Origin of the sequence: Aureimonas flava (assembly GCF_003583935.1) — a bacterium.
GTDB classification, from domain to species: Bacteria; Pseudomonadota; Alphaproteobacteria; order Rhizobiales; family Rhizobiaceae; genus Aureimonas; species Aureimonas flava.
On sequence record NZ_QYRN01000008.1, the window covers coordinates 21,597 to 42,340 of the forward strand.

Here is a 20,744-nt window from a genome sequence, read left to right on the forward strand (position 1 = left end):
CGGCCGCTCAGTGCCGCTTCAGCGTGCGGGGCCCGAGCGGGTGATCGGCATGCGGATAGGGGTGATGCGTGTGGGCATGGCCCTCGCCGTGGTGGTGGCCGGGCGCATGATGGGGGTGGCCGTGGCCATGGTCGTGGTCGTGGTGGTGCTCGTGGTCGTGGTGATGCCCATGGCCATGGTCGTGCCCGTGGCCATGATGGTGATGGTCATGGGGATGCGCGTGGCCGTGGGACCCGTGCGAATGGTCGTCGCCCGCGCCGTGGTGATGATGCGCGCCCGCGCCGGCCGTCGACGGTCCGGTGCCGATGCCCTCCACGTGGTGGTGGTGGCTCTCCTGCGGCAGGCCGACCTCCGCCTCGAAGCCCAGCACCTGCTCGCGATACTTGCACATCTGGCAGTTCATCACGTTGGTGCCGCCGAGGATCTCCTCCAGCCGGTCCACGAAGGTCTCCACCACGAGGTCGTGGGCGCCCAGGTACTTCGCCTTCAGGAAGCGGATGGCGGGGTGGTCCGCCGCCACGCGGTCCGTCGCGTCGTAGATGCGGTCCACCAGGATGCCGGTGAACAGGAAGTAGGGGAAGACGACGATGCGCCGGTAGCCGAGCCGGGCGGCATGGGTCAGCCCCGGCTCCACCAGGGGAAAGGTCACGCCGGAATAGGCGGTCTCGCCCCAGCCGAAACCGAGCCCCTCCCACAGGAGCCGCATGACCTTGGCGACGTTGGAATTGGCGTCGGGGTCGGACGCGCCGCGCCCCACCACGACCAGCATCGTGTCGTGCAGCGGCTCGCCGTCGCGCCAGCCGTCGGCGCGCAGCGTCTCGCGGATGCGCTCGCCCGCCGCGCGGATCATCTTCGGGTCGATGCCGAGCTCGCGCCCGTAGGTCACCGACACGTCGTTCTGCGCGGCATAGGTGTTGAGGACGGAGGGGATGTCGTTCTTGGCGTGGCCGGCGGCGAACAGCATGCCGGGCAGCGCCAGGATCTCGCGCGCCCCCTTTTCCCGCAGCCGGTCGAGGCCGTCGCGGATGATCGGCGTCGCGAACTCGAGGTAGCCGTAGTCCACCTCCCAGTCGGGCAGGCGGCGCGCCATCTTCTCGGCCAGCCCCCGGAACTCGTCCACCGCACCCCGGTCGCGGCTGCCGTGGCCGCACAGCATCAAGGCCTTCATGATCGTCCTCCGTCCTTGTCGCGCCGGAGGAGGCGTCGCGCCGGGGCTTTCCCCGCGCGGCGAATCGATCCGCCGGTTTCCGCGTCGGCCCCCGGATTGGGTCGGCCGCCCGTGAAATCATGGTGTCAGAGCCCCCGAGGGGCACCGTCAGGCTCCGGCTTCATGCCGCAGGCGGGCGGCTTCGTCAAACCCCGGCCTTTTCCGCTTGGCCCCGGCCCCGGGCGGGCTTATGGCCTGTGACCGTCCCCGCGAACGCCGGATGCCGAAGACCGACATGCCCCTCAACGAAACCTTCCTGCTTCTGGTCCTCGCCGCCTTCGCGGCGGGGATGATCGACGCGATCGCGGGCGGCGGCGGCATGATCACCGTGCCCGCGCTGCTGCTCGGCGGCCTCGACCCGCTCTCGGCGCTCGGCACCAACAAGCTCCAGTCGCTGTTCGGCTCGGCCTCGGCGACGATCTCCTACGCGCGAAGGGGGCACGTGCGGCTCGCCCCGCTCCTGCCCGCCGCCGCCCTGTCCTTCGCCGGCGCCTGCCTCGGCGCCCTCCTCGCCGCCTCGCTTCCGCTGGACTTCCTGCGCCGGCTCCTGCCGTTCCTGCTGATCGCCATCGCCGTGTATTTCGCCCTGAAGCCCGGCCTGTCGGACGTCGACCGCGAGCGACGCGTCTCGCCCCGGGCCTTCGCGCTGTTCCTGGTCCCGCTGATCGGCGCCTATGACGGGCTGTTCGGGCCGGGCACGGGCTCGTTCTTCATGCTCGCCTTCGTTTCGCTGGCCGGCTACGGCGTGCTGAAGGCGACCGCCCACACCAAGCTCCTGAACTTCACCTCCAATCTCGGCGGCTTCGGCGTGTTCGCCCTGGTCGGCTCCATCCACTGGAAGCTCGGGCTGGCGATGGGCCTCGCGCAGTTCCTCGGCGCCCGCGTCGGGGCCGGCGTCGCCATGCGCTTCGGCGCCGGGCTGATCCGTCCGCTCCTGGTGGTGGTGTGCATCGGGCTCGCGGCGCGCCTTCTCTGGTCGTGAGCGCGCGGCGCCCGCCCGCCCTGATGCTGCAGGGCACCGGGTCCGACGTCGGCAAGAGCGTGCTGGTGGCCGGGCTCTGCCGCCTGTTCGTCGACCGGGGGCTTCGGGTGCGCCCCTTCAAGCCGCAGAACATGAGCAACAACGCGGCCGTCGCCTGGAACGGCGACCGGGGCGAATGGGGCGAGATCGGCCGTGCGCAGGCGCTCCAGGCCCTGGCCTGCCGCACGGCCCCCAGCGTCCACATGAACCCCGTGCTCCTGAAGCCGCAGTCGGAGACCGGCTCGCAAGTGGTGGTGTGGGGCGAGGTGCGGGGCACGGCGGCCGGGCGCGACTACCAGCGCCTGAAGGCGACGCTCCTGCCCGCCGTGCTCGACAGCTTCGCGCGCGTCGGCGAGGATGCCGACCTCGTGGTGGTCGAGGGCGCGGGCTCGCCGGCCGAGATCAACCTCAGGGCCGGCGACATCGCGAACATGGGCTTCGCGCGCGCGGCGGGCGTTCCCGTGGTGCTGGTGGGCGACATCGACCGCGGCGGCGTGATCGCCTCGCTGGTCGGCACCCACGCGATCCTGCCGCCGGAGGACCGGGCGCAGGTGGCGGGCTTCCTGGTCAACAAGTTCCGGGGCGACCCGGCGCTGTTCGGCGAGGGCATGGCCGCCGTCACCCGCTTCACCGGCTGGCCCGGGTTCGGCCTGGTGCCCTGGCTGCCCGAGACCGCCCGGCTGCCCGCCGAGGATTCCGTGGCCCTCGACCGACGCCCGCCGGCGGACTCGAGGCGGGGCGACCTCCTGATCGCGGTGCCGCGCCTGCCGCACATCGCCAATTTCGACGACCTCGACCCGCTCGCGGCGACGCCGGGCGTGTCGCTCGCGCTGGTGCGGCCGGGCGAGCCCTGGCCCGACGGGGCGGGGCTGGTTCTCCTGCCGGGCTCCAAGGCGACGATCGCCGATCTCGGCGCCCTGCGCCGCGAAGGGTGGGACCGGGCGATCCTGGCGCACCGCTCGCGCGGCGGCCACGTGCTCGGACTGTGCGGCGGATACCAGATGCTGGGGCGGCGCATCCTCGACCCGGACGGTATCGAGGGCGAGGCGCGCGAGGCCGAGGGGCTCGGCCTCCTGGACGTGGACACGCGCATCGCGGGCCCGAAGACCCTGCGCGAGGTCGAGGCCCGGGCCGGCGACGGAACCCCCTTCCCGGCCTACGAGATCCACATGGGCCGCAGCGAGGGCCCGGACCGGGACCGGCCCTTCGCCCATGTCGGCGCCGAGCGGGAGGGCGCGTCAAGCGCCGACGGCCGGGTGCGGGGCACTTATCTGCATGGCCTCTTCGCGGGGGACCGCTGGCGCGAGGCCTATCTCGGCGGCCTCGGCGTCGCGCCCGCGGGCCGCTCGCACCGGGCCGAGGTGGAGCGGGCGCTGGACGCGATCGCCGCCCGGCTCGAGGCCTGCCTCGACATCGCCGCCCTGGAGCGGATCGCCCGCGCCCGCTGAGCGTGGCGGCGGTCCGAGACTTCGCGGCGCGCCGCGAGATGTCAAATCCGTAATTGGCAATCCATGTGGAATCGCTCCAGGGTTCGCCGCGGTGCAACAGGAGATACGCCGTGGCCGCCTCGCCCCTGACCGATTCCCGCACGGGCTACGGCCTCGTGTCGCGCATGCTCCACTGGAGCATGGCGCTCCTGTTCACGTGGCAGTTCACCACCGTGGTCCTGTCGGCGCTTGCGCACGACACGGCGGTGGAGCGGTTCTTCTGGGGCACGCACTATTCGGTCGGCTTCACGCTCTGGGCGCTGGTGCTCCTGCGCGCCGTCTGGGGCCTTTCGCAGCTGAAGCATCGCCCCCCGCACGAGGGGTCGCGGCTCCTCCAGCGCGCGGCGACGCTCGGCCACCTCGCGCTCTATCTCCTGATGGTGATCGTGCCCTCGCTCGCCATCCTGCGCGCCGCGGGCAACGGGCGCGGCTTGCGGGTCTACGGCATCCAGCTCGTGGCACCCGGCGGCGAGGCGAACCCGGCACTGACCGCACCCGCCAACCTCCTGCACGGGTTTCTCGGCTGGACGCTCTTCGTGCTCATCGCCGGTCACATCGCCATGGCGCTCTGGCATGGGCTGGTGCGGCGCGACGCGACGCTGCGCCGCATGACGCGCGGCCCCGAGCGGGGGCCGCGCTCGCTGCGCTCGGTCTGAGCGCCGCTCAGTCCTCGGTCGCGAAGTCCTTGAAGCGGCCGGCCCAGTCCTTGTGCCAGCGCGACAGCGGCGGACGGTTCTCGACGATGTCTCCGGCCGCCCAGCGGATGCGCTTCTCGTCCGTCCGCCGGTCCGTCTCCCCGTCCGGGCACAGGATGTAGAAATCCCCGGCCTCCAGCCGCTCCATCATGAAGTCCACGGTCTGGTCGGGCGTCCAGGCGCCCTCCGGCTTCTCGGTGCGGCCCCGCGCCGTGAGCCCGGTGAACACGAAGCCGGGGATCAGCAGCGCCGCCTGGACCTGGTGGCCTTCGGTCCCGCGCAGCTCGTGCTGGAGCGCCTCGGTGAACACCTTCACCCCGGCCTTGGACACGTTGTAGGCCGGATCGCCCGGCGGGGTGGTGATGCCCTGCTTGGACCCGGTGTTGACGATCAGCGCCGGCTCGCCGTGCGCCATCATGGCCGGTCCGAAGACCCGCGTTCCGTTGATCACGCCGCCGAGGTTGATCGACAGCACGGCGTCCCAGTTGGATTGGTCGCCGAAGATCGAGGAACCCGGCTGGATGCCGGCATTGTTCATCAGGACGTGGACCTTGCCGAGGCGCTCGGCGATGTGGCCGGCGGTCTTCTCCAGGCCCGCCCGGTCGCTGACGTCGCAGGCCGCCGCGACCACGCGCGTCTCGTCGCCGTCGGCCAGCGCCACCAGTTCCTCGTGCGCGGCGGCCAGATCGTCCATCCGCCGGTCCACCACGGCGACCTTGAGGCCGGCGCGGGCGAAGCGGCGCGCGGCGGCAAGGCCGATGCCGCCCGCGCCCCCGATCACGACGGCGGTGTGGAGCGGGGCGATGGCGGGATGGTGCATCGGAATGATCCTCGGGTAGCTGCCTTCGATTCGCCTTGGACATAGCAGGCTCGCGCCCCATGGGGAGTGCGGGAAGCGAAAGGACGAACCGGCGATGCCTCACGGGCGCGTGGCCTCCACCGGCGGTCCCGGCTCCGGCAGGACGCCCCCGATCCACCGTCTCCGGCGCGGGGGTCTGCCCCACAGGCCCGAGGCGGGCGCGCCGTGATCCAAGACCCAAGCGCCGTCGGCGGCCGGGCCCCGCCCTCGGGCGACCGGTCGGCCTTCGCGGAAGCGATGCCCGCGTGGGAGCAGCGATCCCGGCACGAGGCGGCCGGGCTCGCGGAGCCCGTGCCCTTCGACCGGGGCCTGCCCCACCTCGTCGGCCATCTCCGGCCCTTCGGCCTTTCGGAGCCGGCGCATGCGGAGGCGGCGGCGCGCCCCTGCCGCTACGAGCCGCCGGTCTTCGTCGCCCCGCCTTGGGGAGGCAATTGACAGCGCCGGCGCCACGTCTATCCTCGCGCGCGGATGGTCTCGCCTCGCCAATGGCGCGGGCGAGCTAAGAGGGAATGCGAAGGGCCGACTTAACCCAAGGGCCCGTATCGCAGCCGACCCCGCGACTGTAGAACGGCGAGGCGCCCCCGCCGGCAGGCATCTGCCGGAAACGCCACTGGACGGGTTCGTCCGGGAAGGCAGGGGGAATGCCGGTGACCCGTGAGCCAGGAGACCTGCCATCCGTTTCGAGGCGGCCATTCCGGCCGCCGTCACGGAGGTTGAACACCATGGCCCGTTCGAGCGCATCCGCTCTCAGCACACCCCTGTCCGCGCGCCTTCCGGCCGCGCTTCTCGCCCTCGCCGCCGGCGCCTTCCTCCTGTGGGGCGCGGGGTTTGCCGGCGCCGACGCGCTGCACGACACGGCGCACGACGCGCGCCACGCCATGGGCCTTCCCTGCCACTGAGCCGGCCCCGCCCGTCTCGTCATCCGTAAGGCTCCGCGTCGCGCGCCCGGTCCTCGGACCATCGCCGCGGCGCGACGGCCTTTCCATCGGCACGGTCACGGCTCGGATCGCGACGGCGCTCCGCCGGGCCGGGAGGGATATCCCATGCTCGCACGCTTCTTCCTCGCCGCGCTCCTGGCCGGCATCCTCGCCGGCGTCGTCGTGACGCCCGTCCAGCATCTCAAGACCACGCCGCTGATCCTGGCGGCCGAGACATATGAGGGCGGAGGCGCGGCGCACGACCACGCCGCCTTCGTCCCGGGCCTCGTCTCCGCCGCCCACGCCCATGGCGGCGGCGAGCACGCCGAGGGCGGCACCGCCGGGCGGATCGGCGGGACGCTTCTCGCCAACGTCGTGATCGGCGCCGCCTTCTCGCTGCTGCTCCTGGCGGCGAGCCTCCTGGTCGACCGGCCGCTGACCGCCGCCAACGGCGCGATCTGGGGGCTGGCGGGCTTTGCCGTGCTCACCCTGGCGCCCGCGCTCGGACTGCCGCCCGAACTGCCGGCCATGCCGGCGGCGGACCTTGCCGCGCGCCAGGCGTGGTGGCTCGCCACCGTGGCGATGGCGGCGGGCGGGCTGTGGCTGCTCGTGTTCCGTCGCGGCGGCCTTGCGATCCTCGGCGGCCTCGCCCCCCTGGCGCTGCCGCATCTGGTGGGCGCACCGCACCCGGACGACATCGCGAGCCCCGTGCCGGCGACGCTGGCGGCCGAGTTCGCGGTCGCCTCGCTCTTCGTTTCGGCCCTGTTCTGGACCGCCGCCGGCGCGCTGCTCGGGCTCGGGCTCGACCGGGCGCGGCGCGGATCGGCCGTGGCGGCGTGAGCCTCCATTTCGTCCTCGGCGGGGCGCGTTCGGGCAAGAGCGCCTTCGCCGAGGCGCTCGTCTCGGCCAGCGGCCTCCGCCCCCTGTATCTCGCCACCGGCCGCGCCTTCGACGCCGAGATGCGGGCGCGCATCGCCGAGCACCGCGAGCGGCGTCCGCCCCCGTGGGAAACGGTGGAGGCGCCGCTCCGCCTGGCCGAGGCGCTCCGGCGCGAGGCGCATGGCGACCGGGCCGTCCTGGTCGACTGCCTCACCCTCTGGCTCACCAACCTGATGCTGGAGGACCACGACGTTCCCGCCGCCTTCGCGGCCCTCGCCACGGCCCTCGCGGCTCCGCTTCCCGGCCTCGTGGTGATCGTCTCCAACGAGGTCGGCCTGTCCATCGTGCCGGACAACCGCATGGCGCGCGACTTCCGCGACCATGCCGGCCGGCTCCACCAACGCGTCGCGGCGCTGGCCGGCGAGGTCACCTTCGTCGCCGCCGGCCTGCCGCTGAAACTGAAAGGCTGACGCCATGCAGAAGATTCCCGCCACCGTGATCACCGGCTTCCTGGGCGCCGGCAAGACCACGCTGATCCGCAACCTCCTCCAGAACGCCGGCGGCCGGCGCATCGCGCTCGTCATCAACGAGTTCGGCGACCTCGGCGTCGACGGCGACATCCTGAAGGGCTGCGGCGTCGAGACCTGCCGCGAGGAGGACGTGGTCGAGCTCACCAACGGCTGCATCTGCTGCACCGTCGCCGACGACTTCATCCCCACGATGGAGAAGCTCCTGGAGCGGAGCGACCGGCTCGACCACATCGTGATCGAGACCTCGGGCCTCGCCCTGCCCCAGCCGCTGGTGGCCGCCTTCAACTGGCCCGAGGTGAAGGCGCGCGTCACGGTGGACGGCGTGGTCACCGTGATCGACGCGGCGGCGGTGGCCGCCGGGCGCTTCGCCGACGACGAGGAGAAGGTCCGGGCCGCACGCGAGGCCGACGAGAGCCTCGACCACGACAACCCGCTGGAGGAGCTGTTCGAGGACCAGATCCGGGCCGCCGACCTCCTGGTCCTCAACAAGGCCGACCTGGTGGACGCGCAGACCCTGGCCGGCGTGCGCGCCAAGGTGGAGGCCGAGGCCGGCCGTCGGCTCGCCGTGGTCTCGTCCGAGAACGGCCGCCTGCCGGCCGACGTGCTGCTCGGCCTCGGCGCGGGCACGGAGGACCTGATCGCCGGGCGCCGGTCGCACCACGAGATCCACCACGCGGACGGCCACGAGCACGACCACGACGACTTCGAGAGCTTCGTCGTGGAAGGCGGCGAATGCGCCTCGGTGGAGGCGCTGACGGAAGGGCTGCGGACGATCGTCGCGGCCCACGACATCCTGCGCCTCAAGGGCTTCGCCGCCATCCGGGGCAAGCCGATGCGCCTCGTGGTCCAGGCCGTGGGCGGGCGGATCGAGACCTATTTCGACCGGCCCTTCGCGCCCGGCGAGACGCGCGGCACGCGCCTCGTCGCGATCGGCCTGCACGACGCGATGGATCGCGGCGAGGCGGCCATTCGCGAGGCGGTGGCGGCCCTGGCGCTGCCGGCCCGCGCGGCGGCCGAGTAGCATGCACCTCCTCGCCCTCCAGCGCGGCACGCTCGCCGACGGGCGCGAGGCGGTGGACCTCGGCCAGTCGCCGGGGCGCGTCCTGGTCCTGTCGGCCGCCGACACCGAGCTCGCCGCGCTCGCCTTCGCCGCCGACCGGCTGGGCCTCGCGGAGGGCGACCTTCGCCTCGCCAACCTCCTGCGCCTCGGGCATCCGATGTCGGTCGACACCCATGTGGAACGCATGGAGGGGCACGTCCGGCTCGTGGTGATTCGGCTGCTCGGGGGCGCCGCCTACTGGCCGCACGGCTGCGAGGCCTGGAGCGCGGCCGCGCGGCGGCGCGGCTTCGCCCTCGCCGTCCTGCCGGGCGACGACCGATCCGATCCCGGCCTCGACCGCTTCTCCACGCTACGCGAGCCGGAGCGCGAGCGCCTCTGGGCCTATCTGCGCGAGGGAGGCGCGGCCAATGCCGACGCCTTCCTGCGCTCGGCGCTGGCGCTGGCGGGCGGCGCGACGCCGGACGAGGCGCCCGCCCGCCCGATCCTCAAGGCCGGGCGGCTGGAGCGGCCGGGAGCGCCGCCGCCGGACCCGGCACGGCCGCTCGCCGCCGTGGTGTTCTACCGCGCGCTGGTGCAGAGCGGGCAGACCGAGGCGGTGGAGGCGCTGGCACGGGCGCTGGAGGCCGAGGGCTTCGACACGCTGCCGGCCTTCGTCTCGGGTCTCAAGGACCCGGTCAGCGTCGAGACGTTGCGCGCGCTCTTCGCCCCGCGCCCACCCGACGTGGTGGTCAACCTCACGGGGTTCGCCACCTCCGCGCCCGGCCGCCCCTTCGCCCCGACGGTGCTTGACGCGGGCGGCGCCGTGGTGCTCCAGGGCGTGCTGGCCGGCACCACCCGCGAGGCCTGGGAGGCTTCCGCCCAAGGGCTTTCGGCCCGCGACCTCGCGATGAACGTCGCCTTGCCCGAGGTGGACGGGCGGGTGCCGACGCGGGCGCTCGCCTTCAAGTCGGCGGGCGAATGGCACGCGCGCACCCAGAGCGACGTGGTGGCCCATCGGCCGGAGCCCGGCCGCGTCGCCTTCGTCGCCGCGCTCGCCGCGCGTTGGGCCGCGCTCCGGCGCACGCCGGCGGCGGAACGGCGCGTCGCCGTCATGCTCGCCAACTATCCCAACCGCGACGGCCGGCTCGCCAACGGCGTCGGCCTCGACACCCCGGCCGGCACGATCGAGGTCCTGCGGGCCCTGCAGGCCGCGGGCTACCGCACGGGCCCCCTGCCGCCCGACGGCAACGCGCTGATCGCCCATCTCCAGGCGGGCCCGACCAATGCGGGCCGCGCCGGGCGCATGGTGCGCGAGACGCTGTCGCTCGAACGCTACCTCCGCTTCCTCGAATCGCTGCCCGCCCCCGCGCAAACCGCCGTGACGGACCGCTGGGGCGCGCCGGAGCGCGACCCGTTCTTCGACGCCGCCCGAGGCTTCGCCCTGCCGCTCGCCCGGTTCGGCAACGTGATCGTCGGCATCCAGCCGGCGCGCGGCTACAACATCGACCCCAAGGAGACCTATCACGCGCCGGACCTGGCGCCGCCGCACGGCTACCTCGCCACCTACGCCTTCCTGCGCGAGGCGTTCGGCGCGCAGGCGGTGGTCCACATGGGCAAGCACGGCAACCTCGAATGGCTGCCGGGCAAGGCGCTGGCGCTTTCGGACGCCTGCTTCCCCGAGGCGGTGCTCGGCCCCCTGCCCCATCTCTATCCGTTCATCGTCAACGATCCCGGCGAGGGCACGCAGGCCAAGCGTCGCGCCGGGGCCGTGATCGTGGACCACCTCACCCCGCCGCTCACCCGCGCCGAGAGCCACGGCCCGGCGCGCGATCTCGAACGGCTGGTGGACGAGTACTACGAGGCCGCGCAGGGCGATCCGCGCCGCACCGCGCTCCTGAAGCGCCAGATCCTGGACATGCTGGCGGACACGAGCCTCGGCGCCGACGCCGGCCTCGCGCCCGGAGACGTGGACGACGCGGCGCTGGGGCGGCTCGACGCCTGGCTCTGCGACCTCAAGGAGATGCAGATCCGCGACGGGCTGCACGTGTTCGGCCGGGCACCGGAAGGACGGCTCCTGGACGATCTCACGGTGGCCCTCGCGCGGCTGCCGCGCGGCCACGAGCCGGCCGACGCCTCGCTCCTGCGCGCCCTGGCCGCCGATCTCGGCCTCGGCGCGTTCGATCCGCTGGACTGCGCCATGGGCGAGCCCTGGGGCGGGCCGCGTCCGCCGTGTCTCGGGGAAACGACGCCGGACCCGTGGCGCACGGCGGGCGACACGGTGGAGCGGCTGGAGCTTCTGGCTGCCGGGCTCGTCGCCGGCGGCCGCGCGCCCGAGCGCGGCTGGACCGCCACCTGCTGCGTGCTCGCCGAGATCGAGAACCGGCTGCGCCCGGCCGTGGTGGCCTGCGGCCCCGCCGAGATCGCCGGTCTCCTCGCCGGCCTCGACGGGCGCTTCGTGCCACCCGGCCCCTCGGGCGCGCCGACGCGCGGGCGGCCGGACGTCCTGCCCACGGGCCGCAACTTCTTCTCGGTCGACACGCGCGCCGTGCCGACCGAGGCGGCCTGGGCGCTCGGCCGCAAGTCCGCCGAGCTCCTGGTCGCCCGCCACCTCCAGGACCAGGGCGAATGGCTGCGCGCCGCCGGCCTCACCTGCTGGGGCACCGCCAACATGCGCACCGGCGGCGACGACATCGCCCAGGGCCTCGCGCTGATCGGGGCCCGGCCGACCTGGGATCGCGCCTCCGGCCGCGTGACGGGCTTCGAGATCGTTCCGCCCGCCGTGCTCGGGAGGCCGCGCGTCGACGTGACGCTGCGCGTCTCGGGCTTCTTCCGCGACGCCTTTCCCGAACAGATCGCCCTGTTCGACCGGGCGGTGCGCGCCGTGGGCGCTCTGGAGGAGGACGAGGACGACAATCCGATCGCCGCGCGCATGGCGCGCGAGGCGCGCGCGCTGGAAGACGCCGGCCTCGACGCCGGGGCGGCGCGCCGGCGCGCGGGCTTTCGCGTGTTCGGCTCGAAACCCGGCGCCTACGGCGCGGGGCTGCAGGCGCTGATCGACGAGGGCGGCTGGGAGACGCGGGCGGACCTGGCCGAATCCTTCCTCCACTGGAGCGCCTACGCCTACGGCGCGGACGCCGAGGGCCTGCCCGAACGCGCCGCCTTCGAGGTCCGCCTCGGGCAGATGGAGGCGGTGATCCAGAACCAGGACAACCGCGAGCACGACCTTCTGGATTCCGACGACTACTACCAGTTCCAGGGCGGCATGAGCGCGGCCGTGCAGCACCTGTCCGGCCAGGCGCCCCGCGCCTACCACACCGACCATTCGCGCCCCGAGCGGCCGGTGATCCGAACCCTGGACGAGGAGATCGCCCGCGTGGTGCGCGCGCGCGCCGTGAACCCCAAGTGGATCGCGGGCGTCATGCGCCACGGCTACAAGGGCGCCTTCGAGATGGCGGCGACGGTGGACTACCTGTTCGCCTTCGCGGCCACGACCGACGCGGTGGCCGACCGCCACTTCGACCTCGTGCACGCCGCCTATCTGGAGGACCGGCGCGTCGTCGCGTTCCTGGAGCACAACAACCCGGCCGCGCTCGCCGAGATGAAGGCGCGCTTCGCCGAGGCCGTCGCGCGCGGGCTCTGGCATCCGCGCTCCAACTCGGCGAGATTCGCCCCCGAATCGGAGGACCCCGTCCCATGAGCGAGAAATCCCCCCTGCTGGCCGCGATGAGCGAGGAGGAGCTCGACGCCCGCCACGCCGAGAAGATGCGCAAGAAGAAGGCGGCGCGCGACAAGATCCTGGCGACCAAGACGCAGGAGAAGGGCCTCGTCATCGTCCACACCGGCAAGGGCAAGGGCAAGTCGACGGCCGCCTTCGGCCTGGTGTTCCGTGCGCTCGGCAACGGCATGAAGGTCGGCATCGTCCAGTTCGTGAAGGGCAGGTGGGAGACCGGCGAGCGCCAGGCCCTGGAACGCTTTCCCGGCGAGGTGACGATCACCGCCATGGGCGATGGCTTCACCTGGGAGACGCAGGACCGCCAGCGCGACATCGCCGCCGCCCGCCAGGCCTGGGAGCGCGCCAAGGCGCTGATCGCGGACGAGGAGCACCAGATGGTGGTGCTGGACGAGCTCAACATCGTCCTGCGCTACGAATACATTCCGGTCGCCGAGGTGGTGGACTTCCTGCGCGAGCACAAGCCCGAGATGAAGCACGTGGTGATCACCGGCCGCAACGCGCGCGAGGAACTCGTCGAGTTCGCCGATCTCGTCACCGAGATGGAGATGGTGAAGCACCCGTTCCGCTCCGGCATCAAGGCGCAGCGGGGCATCGAGTTCTGAACGCGGGCGAGGCGGAGCGGCCGGGTCCAGTGCACCGGCGGACGTAACGAATGGGTTTCGGACGCGGCCAAGCGGAAAGCCAGCCGGCGGTCGGCCGTTCCAAAGCGCTCGCGTCCGTCGGGGCGGTGCTTCGAACCGGACGTTCACCGAACGTCCCTGTGACCTGATCCCGCAGGTGGCGTAGCGCAAGCCTTCCGCATGGTAGGCTTGCCGGCACCCATCGCAGGTCGCGTCGGCTCGAACACAATGCGGGATCGCGTCCATGGACTTCATGAACCTCCTCAAGTCGGTGGAGGCCCTGCTCTACGAGCTGGTCTCCTGGCTCGTGTTCTACCCGATCACGCTGTGGCGCTGCGTCCGTCGCCCCCTTTCCATGTTCGACTACGCCCAGCGCGAGCTGACAGGGTCGCCGGAGAACCAGTTCGCCGACGCGCTCAGTCCGCCGATCTTCCTGTTTCTGTCCATCGCGCTGGCTCACGTGATCGATACGACACTGACCCCGGACCAGGACGTGCCCATCGGCCTCCTGTCCGACACGCGCAACCTTCTCGTGTTCCGCGCGACCGCGTTCAGCCTGTTTCCGATGATCCTGGCGGTGCAGGCGGTTCGCCAGAAGAACCAACCGCTGACGCGTTCGACGCTCCGACCTGCTTTCTATGGCCACTGCTTCCTGGCGGCGCCCTTCGTCCTGTCGGTGGATCTCGCCCTCACCACGGGGCATCTGGCGACCGACGGAGCCGTCATCGTCGGCACCGTGATCTTCGTGGCGGGTCTGATCTGGTACCAGGCGACGCTGACGGGGTGGTTCGTGAGGCACAGGGGCTCGGGGCGCGGTCGCGCTTTCGCCCGTGCCGCGCTTCACATCCTGCTCGGCACCGTCGCCATGTTCCTTCTGGTTCTCCTGGCGGTCGCGCCCCAGGTCGTCGCGGCTTGGAAGGAGACCCCGTGACAGGCGTCCGGCGCAGACCCCCTGCGCCGGATGTATCCGCGCATTGGCCTGCGCCGCATGGAACGTCCGCTTCGTGGGAGGAACGCATTGGAAGCCGACCGACGGTTTCGCACCCCTTCCGTGCCGGTCCGAACGCTTCGGGCCGCCGTCGCCGCGCTCGCCTGAGGCGCCCCGTCCTCGCGCTCACCCGTGCAGCTTGAGCGCCGGTCCCTTGGCCGGAGAGAGCATGTCGGCGAAGATCGCGACGGTTCCGCGCAGCCGTCCGAGCACCTTCCACTGATGGTGGCGCTGGAGCGCGTTGTAGGCGGCGGTGGCGAACTGGCCGTGGATCAGGAAGTCGTCGCCCACCCCGGGGCGGACGCGCCCCACCGTGCCGGCCCGCCCGACGGAGACCAGCCGGCCGCGATTGCGATACACGAAGGGCTCCACCGGCTGCCCGGCCAAGAGAAACGGGATCGTCTCGGACAGGTAGGCCGCCTCCTGCGCGGCGGCCTGGGCGGTGGGTGGCAGCGGCGCTTCGGCGCCCTTGGGCACGAGGCTCGCCGCATCGCCCATGACGTAGATCCGCTCGTCCACCGTGGAACGGAGCGTGCGGTCCACCCGGATGCGGCCCTTGTCGTCCAGCTCGAAGTCGGCGAGGCGACGGAGCACCGGATGGCCGACCAGCCCCGCAGCCCAGACCGAGACGTCCGCCGGCCAGCGCTCGCCCGAGACCGAGCGCACCGCGTCCGGCTCCACGGCCGCGATCTTGGCGTCGGTCACCGTCTTGACGTCGATCGCCTTGAGCCGCTCCACCAGCTTGCGGCGCAGCTCGGGGTCGATGCCCGGCATGATCTCGGGCGCCGCCTCCAGGATGGTGATGCCGAGGAGCTTGCCCTGCCGCGCGCCGCCGCCGCGCGCCTCGAAGCCGCTTTCCGAATTGCGCAGGTGGGCGGCAAGCTCCGTGCCCGTCGCGCCCGAGCCGACGATGACGATCTCGGCCGGCACGCCCGTCGCGCGCGCGCGTATCATGGCGCCGGCAAAGCGGGTGCGGAACGCCTCTGCGTCCTCCGGCCCGTCGAGGCGGACGGCGTTCTCGGCGACGCCCTCCGTGCCGAAGTCCGGCGTCACGCCGCCGAGCGCCACGACGCACAGGTCGTAGGCGAGGAAGCGGGCGGGCGCCAGCTCGCGCCCCTCGTCGTCGCGCATCGGACCGAGCTCGACGCGCCCGCCCGCCCGGTCGATCGCGCGGACCTCGCCCTGCTCGAAATGGAAGCCGCGCATGCGCGCCAGCATGTAGAAGGAGATTTCCGCTAGGGTCGAGGACACGGTGCCCGCGGCGAACTCGTGCAGCCGCGGCTTCCACAGATGGCTCATCTCGCGGTCGACCAGCGTCACCGCGACGCGTCCATCCCCCGCCAGTTGAGAGGCGAGCTCCAAGCCGCCCGCCCCGCCGCCGAGGATCAGCACCCGCTGCCCCGTCGCCCCTTCCGCCATGGTCCGATCTCCTTCGCGTCGTCCCACGCGAAGGTCGTCAGGGCGAGATGGTTCCCATCAGTCCGGTGATGCCGATCACGATCAGGTAGATCGCGACGATATAGTTCAGGAGGCGCGGCATCAGCAGGATCAGGACGCCTGCGATCAGCGCCACCAGCGGCTGCACGGTGATGATTTCCATGATGTGTCTCCTTCGCCGGGTTCGGGCCGGTCAGCCCATGTACCAGCCGTGGCTGGCGGTGATGGACTGGCCGGTCAAAGCGGTGGAGCGGAAGCCGGCGAGGAAGACGGCCAGCGCCGCCACGTCCTCCAGCGTGGTGAACTCGCCGTCCACCGTGCGTCCCAGCATCACGTTCTTCACGACCTCCTCTTCGGAGATGCCGAGGTCGCGGGCCTGTTCGGGGATCTGCTTCTCGACCAGGGGGGTGCGCACGAAGCCGGGGCAGATGACGTTGGAGCGCACGCCGTGCCTGCCGCCTTCCTTCGCCATGGTGCGCGCCAGGCCGAGGATCCCGTGCTTGGCGGCGACATAGGCGCTCTTCAGCGCCGAGGCCTCGTGGCTGTGGACCGAGCCCATGTAGATCAGGGCGCCGGAGCGGCGCGGATACATGTGGCGCACCGAGGCCTTGGTGAGCAGGAACGAGCCGCCGAGATGGATGTCCACCACGCGGCGGAACTCCTCGTAGGGGAAGTCCTCCACCGGGTGGACGATCTGGATGCCGGCATTGGCCACCATCGCGTCCAGCCGTCCGTACCGCTCCGCCACCGCGTCGACCCCGGCGTTCACCGCCGCCTCGTCGGTCACGTCCATGGTCACCGCGAGGGCCCGGCCGCCGGCGGCCTCGATCTCGGCCGCCACCGCTCGCGCCGCATCGGCGGCGATGTCGGCGATGCCGACGCTCGCCCCTTCGCGCGCATAGGCCAGCGCGATGGCCCGGCCGATGCCCGACCCCGCGCCCGTCACCACCGCGACCTGTCCATCGAGTTGCATGAGCCCGTTTCCCTTGCCGGCTACCCGTGCGGGAATCATAGAAGGTCCGGGCCCGGCGAACAGGGCCGCCCGCCGTCGCGGGGCCGATTTCGCGCTCGCGGGCGGGCCGGCGGCGACCTATAAGCGGTGCGACGCAGCAAACGGGGATTTTCGATGGCGGCGACCAGGATCGACGGCAAGCAGGCGGCCGAGGACGTGCTGGCGACGGTGAGGGCCGCGGCGGCCGATCTGGAGGCACGCCGCGGCGTCAAGCCGGGGCTCGCCGTGGTGCTGGTCGGCGAGGACCCCGCCAGCCAGGTCTATGTCGGCTCCAAGGGCCGCATGGCGGGGGAATGCGGCTTCCATTCCGTCACCCACCGACTGCCCGCGGACGTGGCGCAGGACGAGCTCCTGGCGCTGATCGACCGGCTCAACGCCGACCCGGCGATCCACGGCATCCTGCAGCAGCTGCCCCTGCCGGAGGGGCTCGATGCCGACGCCGTGGTCGGGCGCATCCACCCGGACAAGGACGTGGACGGGCTCACCGTCGTCAACGCCGGGCGCCTCGCATCCGGCCTGCCGGCCGAGGCCTTCGTCCCCTGCACGCCGGCCGGCTGCATGGTGCTGCTGCGCCGCGCGCTGGGCGCCGACCTGTCGGGCCGCCGCGCGGTGGTGGTCGGCCGTTCGAACCTCGTCGGCAAGCCGATGGCGCAGCTCCTGCTCCTGGCCAACGCCACGGTCACCGTCGCCCATTCGCGCACCCGGGACCTACCCGCCCTTTGCCGCGAGGCCGACATCCTGGTCGCCGCCATCGGCCGGCCGCAGGCCCTCGGCGCCGACTGCGTGAAACCCGGCGGCGTGGTGATCGACGTCGGGATCAACCGCATCGACGCGCCCGAGCGTGGCGAGGGCAAGACGCGGCTCGTCGGCGACGTCGCCTACGAGCCGGCCGCCGCGGTGGCCGCCGCGATCACCCCCGTGCCGGGCGGCGTCGGGCCGATGACCATCGCCATGCTCATGGCCAACACCGTCACTGCCGCCTGCCGCGCCGCCGGCGAGACGCCGCCGACGTTCTGACGCGGGGGGCGGGTCCCGGGAGGCCCGCCGAGCCCGCCTCCCCGCCGCCATCGGGCGATCGACGCGAAAAAAGGGGGCCGACGGCCCCCTTCGCTCGTGGACGCTGTGCGGGCGAGCCGCGGCCCGGAGGCATCCCGTCTCCCGTTGGATCGCGGCGGCGCCGCCCCTGCGATCCCCGGCCGCGCCTCAGGCGTCCTTGGTGCTTTCGTCCGGCACGCCCGGCTTCGTGTCGGGGCCGCTCGCGGGGACGGCGGACTTCGGACCGCCCTTCGACACGCCCACCAGCGCCGGGCGCAGCACGCGCTCGCCGATGGCGTAGCCCTCCTGCACCACCTGCACCACGGTGTTGGCCGGAAGCTCGGGGTTGGGCACCTCGAACATGGCCTGATGGAAATTGGGGTCGAAGCGCTGGTTCAGCGGCTCGAGCCGCTTCACGCCGTGGCGCTCCATGGCCGACAGCATGGACCGGCCGGTCATCTCGACGCCCTCCACCAGGGCGGTGAAGCCGGCATCGCCGCCCTCGCGCGCCCCCTCGGGCAACGCCTGGAGCGCCCGGTCGAGATTGTCGGACACGGAGAGCATGTCACGGGCGAAGTTGGCCACGGCGAACTGGCGCGCGTCCTTGATCTCGCGCTCGGTGCGCCGGCGAAGGTTCTCCATGTCGGCGGCGAGGCGCAGCATCCGGTCCTTGACGTCGGCGTTCTCGGCCTCGAGCTCGGCGATGCGCGCCCGGTCCGCCTCGGCCGCCTCGTGTCCGCCCCAGGTCGACACGGTCTCCTCGCCCTCCGTTCCCGGCGCCTCGGCCGACGGGGAAACTGTCTCGCCCGGCGCCGCGCCCGCGATGCCGCCGCCCTTGAAGAAGGCTTGGGCCCCCGTCGCCTCGCCCTGGCGTTCGCTTGGCGTCTTGTCGGTGTCGCTCGTCATCGAAGAGGGCGCTCCTTGGTCTTGGGGAATCGGGCCGGGCCCGCCGCCGCGATCGGCCGCAGGCGCCCAGGCCGGGGTTGGTCGGTGCGGGATATCGAATGCCGGGTGCTGAAAATCAAGGCCGGCGGGGCGGCGCGGTGCCCGAAAGAAGGCGCGACACGAGCCGAGCGGTGTAATCCACCATGGGCACGATGCGCCGGTAGTTGAGCCGGGTCGGCCCGATCACGCCGACCGCGCCGATCACCCGGTCGTCGCCGTCGCTGTAGGGGGCGATCACCAGCGAGGAGCCGGACATGGAAAACAGCTTGTTCTCCGATCCGATGAAGATGCGGACCCCGTTTCCCGCCTCGGCGAGATCGATCAGCTCCATGATGGAGCTCTTGGATTCGAGGTCGTCGAACAGATGGCGCAGCCGCTCGAGGTCCGGCGCGGCGGTGACGCTGTCGAGGAGGTTGGCGCGCCCGCGCACGATGAGCCGCGACGGATTGCCCGCCCCGCCGCCCGCCCATACGGCGAGCCCGGCCTCCACGAGGTCCTGCGACAGGCGGTCCAGGGCCCGGGCGGTGTCGTCCTTGAGGGCGGCGATGCGTGCGCGCGCCTCGCCGAGCGTGCGCCCGACGACATGGGCGTTGAGGAAGTTGGTGGCCTCCACGAGCTGGGCGGCGGTGATGCCCGGCGTCAGCTCCAGGACGCGGTTCTCGACCTCGCCGTTCTCGCCCACCAGGACCACCAGGGCACGCGCGGCGTCCAGGCGCACGAACTCGATGTGGCGGAGGCGGATGTCGGCCTTGGAGGCGAGGACGATGCCCGCCCCGCGCGACAGGCCGGAAAGGAGCTGCGAGGCCTCGGTCAGCAGCGCGTCCACCGGGCGCCGCTCGCCCTCGGCGCGCACCCGCTCCTCGATCTCCTGCCGCTCGCGCTCGGGCAGGTCGCCGGTCTCCAGGAACGCGTCCACGAAGAAGCGCAGGCCCACCTCGGTCGGCAGCCGGCCGGCCGAGACGTGCGGCGCGTAGATCAGGCCGAGCGCCTCGAGGTCCGACATCACGTTGCGGATCGAGGCGGGCGAGAGCGAGGCGGTGAGCAGGCGCGACAGGTTGCGCGAGCCGACCGGCTCGCCGGAATCGAGATAGGTGTCGACGATCAGCCGGAAGATCTCGCGCGAACGCTCGTCCAGCGCCTGGCCGAGGTCGAGGCGGCGGTCGAGCGGATCGCGGGACAGGGACAGCGTGGGGCCGAGCTTCATCACGGGGGGAATATATGGAGGCTCGCCGACGCGGCCAAGCGGGCTGCGGGCGCGCCGCGTGGCTATCCACGCCTTGACGCCCGCTTCCCCTCGCGGCCGGCACGTCGGGGGCGGCGCGGCCGCCGGAACGGGTCCGATCGGCCTCCGCCGGGGGCGACCGGCACCCCGCGCCTACCGTCTGGCTCGCCGTTCCTCCCTGGCACGTCCGCAGTGCTCGCACCGGGCGGTGGCGAAGATCCACGAGACGGGACGCGCGCCGAGGAGCCTGAAGCCCCCCGAGGACCATGTGGCGCGCGCCGAGCCTTCCGGGGCGCGGGTCCCCACCGCCCGCGATCGCGGTGCCGGCGCTTCCGGTTCCCCTCCGCATGCGTTAAGGAGACCGCGACACATTCCCAGTTGAGCGGACATCCCATGCGGCCTTCCAAACGCCAGCCCGACGAATTGCGACCCGTTTCGCTGGAGCGCGGCGTTTCGCGCCACGCCGAGGGCTCGTGCCTCGTCAAGTTCGGCGACACGCACGTCCTGTGCGCGGCGAGCCTGGAGGAGCGGGTGCCCGGCTGGCTGAAGAACACCGGCAAGGGCTGGGTCACCGCCGAATACGGCATGCTGCCGCGCGCCACGGGCGAGCGCATGCGCCGCGAGGCGGCCGCCGGCAAGCAGTCCGGGCGCACGCAGGAGATCCAGCGCCTGATCGGCCGGTCGCTGCGCGCGGTCGTCGACCTCCAGGCGCTGGGCGAGCGCCAGATCACGGTGGACTGCGACGTGATCCAGGCCGACGGCGGCACGCGCACGGCAGCCATCACCGGCGCCTTCGTGGCCCTGTCGGACTGCCTCGCCTGGATGGAGACGCGCGGCATGGTCAAGCGCGCGGCCGTTCTGAAGGACCACGTGGCCGCCGTGTCCTGCGGCATCCATGCCGGCAAGCCGGTTCTGGACCTCGACTATCTGGAGGATTCGGCCGCCGAGACCGACGCCAACTTCGTGATGACCGGGCGCGGCGGGATCGTGGAGATCCAGGGCACGGCCGAGGGCGAGCCCTTCTCGCGCGCCGAGCTCGACGCGCTGCTCGGCCTCGCGGAGGCGGGCATCGCGCAGCTCGTGGACCGGCAGAAGGCGGTGCTCGGCGCCTGAGCCGC

At 72.7% G+C, this 20,744-nt stretch carries 20 protein-coding genes and 1 riboswitch; of the genes, 13 read left to right on the forward strand and 7 right to left on the reverse strand.

Annotated features, from left to right (window positions below; genetic code table 11):
- Positions 1–7 precede the first annotated feature (7 nt).
- Positions 8–1,168, reverse strand: coding sequence for a sirohydrochlorin chelatase (locus tag D3218_RS14965; protein WP_119540905.1), 1,161 nt, complete (start codon positions 1,166–1,168; stop codon positions 8–10).
- Between the two features lie 274 nt (positions 1,169–1,442).
- Between D3218_RS14965 and D3218_RS14970 the strand changes: the two genes are divergently transcribed.
- The 3 genes from D3218_RS14970 to D3218_RS14980 all read left to right on the forward strand — a co-directional run bounded on the left by D3218_RS14970 (position 1,443) and on the right by D3218_RS14980 (position 4,371).
- Positions 1,443–2,189 (forward strand): TSUP family transporter, encoded by a 747-nt coding sequence (locus D3218_RS14970; RefSeq protein ID WP_119541067.1) that lies wholly within the window; start codon positions 1,443–1,445, stop codon positions 2,187–2,189.
- Positions 2,190–2,212: 23 nt separating this feature from the next.
- Entirely contained in the window at positions 2,213–3,676 is a 1,464-nt protein-coding gene (locus tag D3218_RS14975) for a cobyric acid synthase (protein ID WP_119540906.1), read from the forward strand.
- A gap of 110 nt (positions 3,677–3,786) precedes the next feature.
- The gene (locus D3218_RS14980) at positions 3,787–4,371 is read left to right on the forward strand and encodes a cytochrome b (protein WP_280959975.1); all 585 of its coding nucleotides are present in this window, start codon (positions 3,787–3,789) and stop codon (positions 4,369–4,371) included.
- A gap of 7 nt (positions 4,372–4,378) precedes the next feature.
- Here D3218_RS14980 and D3218_RS14985 read toward each other — a convergent pair whose 3' ends face one another.
- Complete coding sequence (locus D3218_RS14985; RefSeq protein WP_119540907.1) at positions 4,379–5,230, reverse strand: SDR family NAD(P)-dependent oxidoreductase; 852 nt, start codon at positions 5,228–5,230, stop codon at positions 4,379–4,381.
- 204 nt (positions 5,231–5,434) lie between these two features.
- Here D3218_RS14985 and D3218_RS14990 point away from each other — a divergent pair, with 204 nt between their 5' ends.
- The 8 genes from D3218_RS14990 (at position 5,435) to D3218_RS15025 (ending at position 13,918) form a co-directional block, all read left to right on the forward strand.
- Positions 5,435–5,704 carry an AAA family ATPase gene (locus tag D3218_RS14990; protein ID WP_119540908.1) on the forward strand — a complete coding sequence of 90 codons (270 nt, stop codon included), beginning with the start codon at positions 5,435–5,437 and terminating at the stop codon, positions 5,702–5,704.
- A 17-nt stretch (positions 5,705–5,721) separates the two neighbouring features.
- Positions 5,722–5,959, forward strand: a riboswitch (cobalamin riboswitch).
- A gap of 32 nt (positions 5,960–5,991) precedes the next feature.
- A complete protein-coding gene (locus D3218_RS14995; protein WP_119540909.1) occupies positions 5,992–6,168 on the forward strand; it encodes a CbtB domain-containing protein in 177 nt (58 codons plus the stop codon).
- Positions 6,169–6,312: 144 nt separating this feature from the next.
- A complete protein-coding gene (locus tag D3218_RS15000; RefSeq protein WP_119540910.1) occupies positions 6,313–7,026 on the forward strand; it encodes a CbtA family protein in 714 nt (237 codons plus the stop codon).
- Entirely contained in the window at positions 7,008–7,535 is a 528-nt protein-coding gene (gene cobU / locus D3218_RS15005; protein ID WP_119541069.1) for a bifunctional adenosylcobinamide kinase/adenosylcobinamide-phosphate guanylyltransferase, read from the forward strand. The genes D3218_RS15000 and cobU overlap by 19 nt, the downstream gene beginning before the upstream one ends.
- A gap of 4 nt (positions 7,536–7,539) precedes the next feature.
- Positions 7,540–8,616, forward strand: coding sequence for a cobalamin biosynthesis protein CobW (gene cobW / locus D3218_RS15010; RefSeq protein WP_119540911.1), 1,077 nt, complete (start codon positions 7,540–7,542; stop codon positions 8,614–8,616).
- 1 nt (position 8,617) lies between these two features.
- Positions 8,618–12,331 carry a cobaltochelatase subunit CobN gene (cobN, locus tag D3218_RS15015; RefSeq protein WP_119540912.1) on the forward strand — a complete coding sequence of 1,238 codons (3,714 nt, stop codon included), beginning with the start codon at positions 8,618–8,620 and terminating at the stop codon, positions 12,329–12,331.
- Complete coding sequence (gene cobO / locus D3218_RS15020; RefSeq protein WP_119540913.1) at positions 12,328–12,969, forward strand: cob(I)yrinic acid a,c-diamide adenosyltransferase; 642 nt, start codon at positions 12,328–12,330, stop codon at positions 12,967–12,969. The genes cobN and cobO overlap by 4 nt, the downstream gene beginning before the upstream one ends.
- 262 nt (positions 12,970–13,231) lie before the next feature.
- The gene (locus D3218_RS15025; RefSeq protein WP_119540914.1) at positions 13,232–13,918 is read left to right on the forward strand and encodes an MFS transporter permease; all 687 of its coding nucleotides are present in this window, start codon (positions 13,232–13,234) and stop codon (positions 13,916–13,918) included.
- Positions 13,919–14,101: 183 nt separating this feature from the next.
- On the opposite strand, the gene D3218_RS15030 is transcribed toward D3218_RS15025, so the two are convergent.
- The 3 genes from D3218_RS15030 to D3218_RS15040 are packed head-to-tail and all read right to left on the reverse strand — an operon-like array spanning position 14,102 to position 16,385.
- The gene (locus D3218_RS15030; protein WP_119540915.1) at positions 14,102–15,394 is read right to left on the reverse strand and encodes an NAD(P)/FAD-dependent oxidoreductase; all 1,293 of its coding nucleotides are present in this window, start codon (positions 15,392–15,394) and stop codon (positions 14,102–14,104) included.
- A gap of 37 nt (positions 15,395–15,431) precedes the next feature.
- A complete protein-coding gene (locus D3218_RS15035) occupies positions 15,432–15,575 on the reverse strand; it encodes a DUF3096 domain-containing protein (protein ID WP_119540916.1) in 144 nt (47 codons plus the stop codon).
- A 30-nt stretch (positions 15,576–15,605) separates the two neighbouring features.
- Positions 15,606–16,385, reverse strand: a complete 780-nt coding sequence (locus D3218_RS15040) for a 3-hydroxybutyrate dehydrogenase (protein ID WP_119540917.1) — start codon at positions 16,383–16,385, stop codon at positions 15,606–15,608.
- A gap of 153 nt (positions 16,386–16,538) precedes the next feature.
- Between D3218_RS15040 and folD the strand changes: the two genes are divergently transcribed.
- The gene (folD, locus tag D3218_RS15045; protein WP_119540918.1) at positions 16,539–17,441 is read left to right on the forward strand and encodes a bifunctional methylenetetrahydrofolate dehydrogenase/methenyltetrahydrofolate cyclohydrolase FolD; all 903 of its coding nucleotides are present in this window, start codon (positions 16,539–16,541) and stop codon (positions 17,439–17,441) included.
- Positions 17,442–17,627: 186 nt separating this feature from the next.
- Here folD and grpE read toward each other — a convergent pair whose 3' ends face one another.
- A complete protein-coding gene (gene grpE, locus D3218_RS15050) occupies positions 17,628–18,365 on the reverse strand; it encodes a nucleotide exchange factor GrpE (RefSeq protein ID WP_119540919.1) in 738 nt (245 codons plus the stop codon).
- Between the two features lie 115 nt (positions 18,366–18,480).
- Complete coding sequence (hrcA, locus tag D3218_RS15055; protein WP_210209688.1) at positions 18,481–19,608, reverse strand: heat-inducible transcriptional repressor HrcA; 1,128 nt, start codon at positions 19,606–19,608, stop codon at positions 18,481–18,483.
- Between the two features lie 411 nt (positions 19,609–20,019).
- On the opposite strand from hrcA, the gene rph reads away from it, so the two are divergent.
- Positions 20,020–20,739 (forward strand): ribonuclease PH, encoded by a 720-nt coding sequence (gene rph, locus D3218_RS15060; protein WP_119540920.1) that lies wholly within the window; start codon positions 20,020–20,022, stop codon positions 20,737–20,739.
- Positions 20,740–20,744: the final 5 nt, after the last annotated feature.

What these genes read in the sequence shown, in the direction of transcription:
- D3218_RS14975 (WP_119540906.1), top strand. Translation starts at nt 2,213, where the DNA reads ATGCTGCAGGGCACCGGGTCCGACGTCGGCAAGAGCGTGCTGGTGGCC.
- D3218_RS14970 (WP_119541067.1), top strand. Translation starts at nt 1,443, where the DNA reads ATGCCCCTCAACGAAACCTTCCTGCTTCTGGTCCTCGCCGCCTTCGCG.
- hrcA (WP_210209688.1), bottom strand. Translation starts at nt 19,608, where the DNA reads ATGAAGCTCGGCCCCACGCTGTCCCTGTCCCGCGATCCGCTCGACCGC.
- D3218_RS15040 (WP_119540917.1), bottom strand. Translation starts at nt 16,385, where the DNA reads ATGCAACTCGATGGACAGGTCGCGGTGGTGACGGGCGCGGGGTCGGGC.
- D3218_RS15030 (WP_119540915.1), bottom strand. Translation starts at nt 15,394, where the DNA reads ATGGCGGAAGGGGCGACGGGGCAGCGGGTGCTGATCCTCGGCGGCGGG.
- D3218_RS15035 (WP_119540916.1), bottom strand. Translation starts at nt 15,575, where the DNA reads ATGGAAATCATCACCGTGCAGCCGCTGGTGGCGCTGATCGCAGGCGTC.
- D3218_RS14965 (WP_119540905.1), bottom strand. Translation starts at nt 1,168, where the DNA reads ATGAAGGCCTTGATGCTGTGCGGCCACGGCAGCCGCGACCGGGGTGCG.
- D3218_RS15025 (WP_119540914.1), top strand. Translation starts at nt 13,232, where the DNA reads ATGGACTTCATGAACCTCCTCAAGTCGGTGGAGGCCCTGCTCTACGAG.
- D3218_RS14985 (WP_119540907.1), bottom strand. Translation starts at nt 5,230, where the DNA reads ATGCACCATCCCGCCATCGCCCCGCTCCACACCGCCGTCGTGATCGGG.
- grpE (WP_119540919.1), bottom strand. Translation starts at nt 18,365, where the DNA reads ATGACGAGCGACACCGACAAGACGCCAAGCGAACGCCAGGGCGAGGCG.
- rph (WP_119540920.1), top strand. Translation starts at nt 20,020, where the DNA reads ATGCGGCCTTCCAAACGCCAGCCCGACGAATTGCGACCCGTTTCGCTG.
- cobN (WP_119540912.1), top strand. Translation starts at nt 8,618, where the DNA reads ATGCACCTCCTCGCCCTCCAGCGCGGCACGCTCGCCGACGGGCGCGAG.
- D3218_RS15000 (WP_119540910.1), top strand. Translation starts at nt 6,313, where the DNA reads ATGCTCGCACGCTTCTTCCTCGCCGCGCTCCTGGCCGGCATCCTCGCC.
- cobW (WP_119540911.1), top strand. Translation starts at nt 7,540, where the DNA reads ATGCAGAAGATTCCCGCCACCGTGATCACCGGCTTCCTGGGCGCCGGC.
- folD (WP_119540918.1), top strand. Translation starts at nt 16,539, where the DNA reads ATGGCGGCGACCAGGATCGACGGCAAGCAGGCGGCCGAGGACGTGCTG.
- cobO (WP_119540913.1), top strand. Translation starts at nt 12,328, where the DNA reads ATGAGCGAGAAATCCCCCCTGCTGGCCGCGATGAGCGAGGAGGAGCTC.
- D3218_RS14995 (WP_119540909.1), top strand. Translation starts at nt 5,992, where the DNA reads ATGGCCCGTTCGAGCGCATCCGCTCTCAGCACACCCCTGTCCGCGCGC.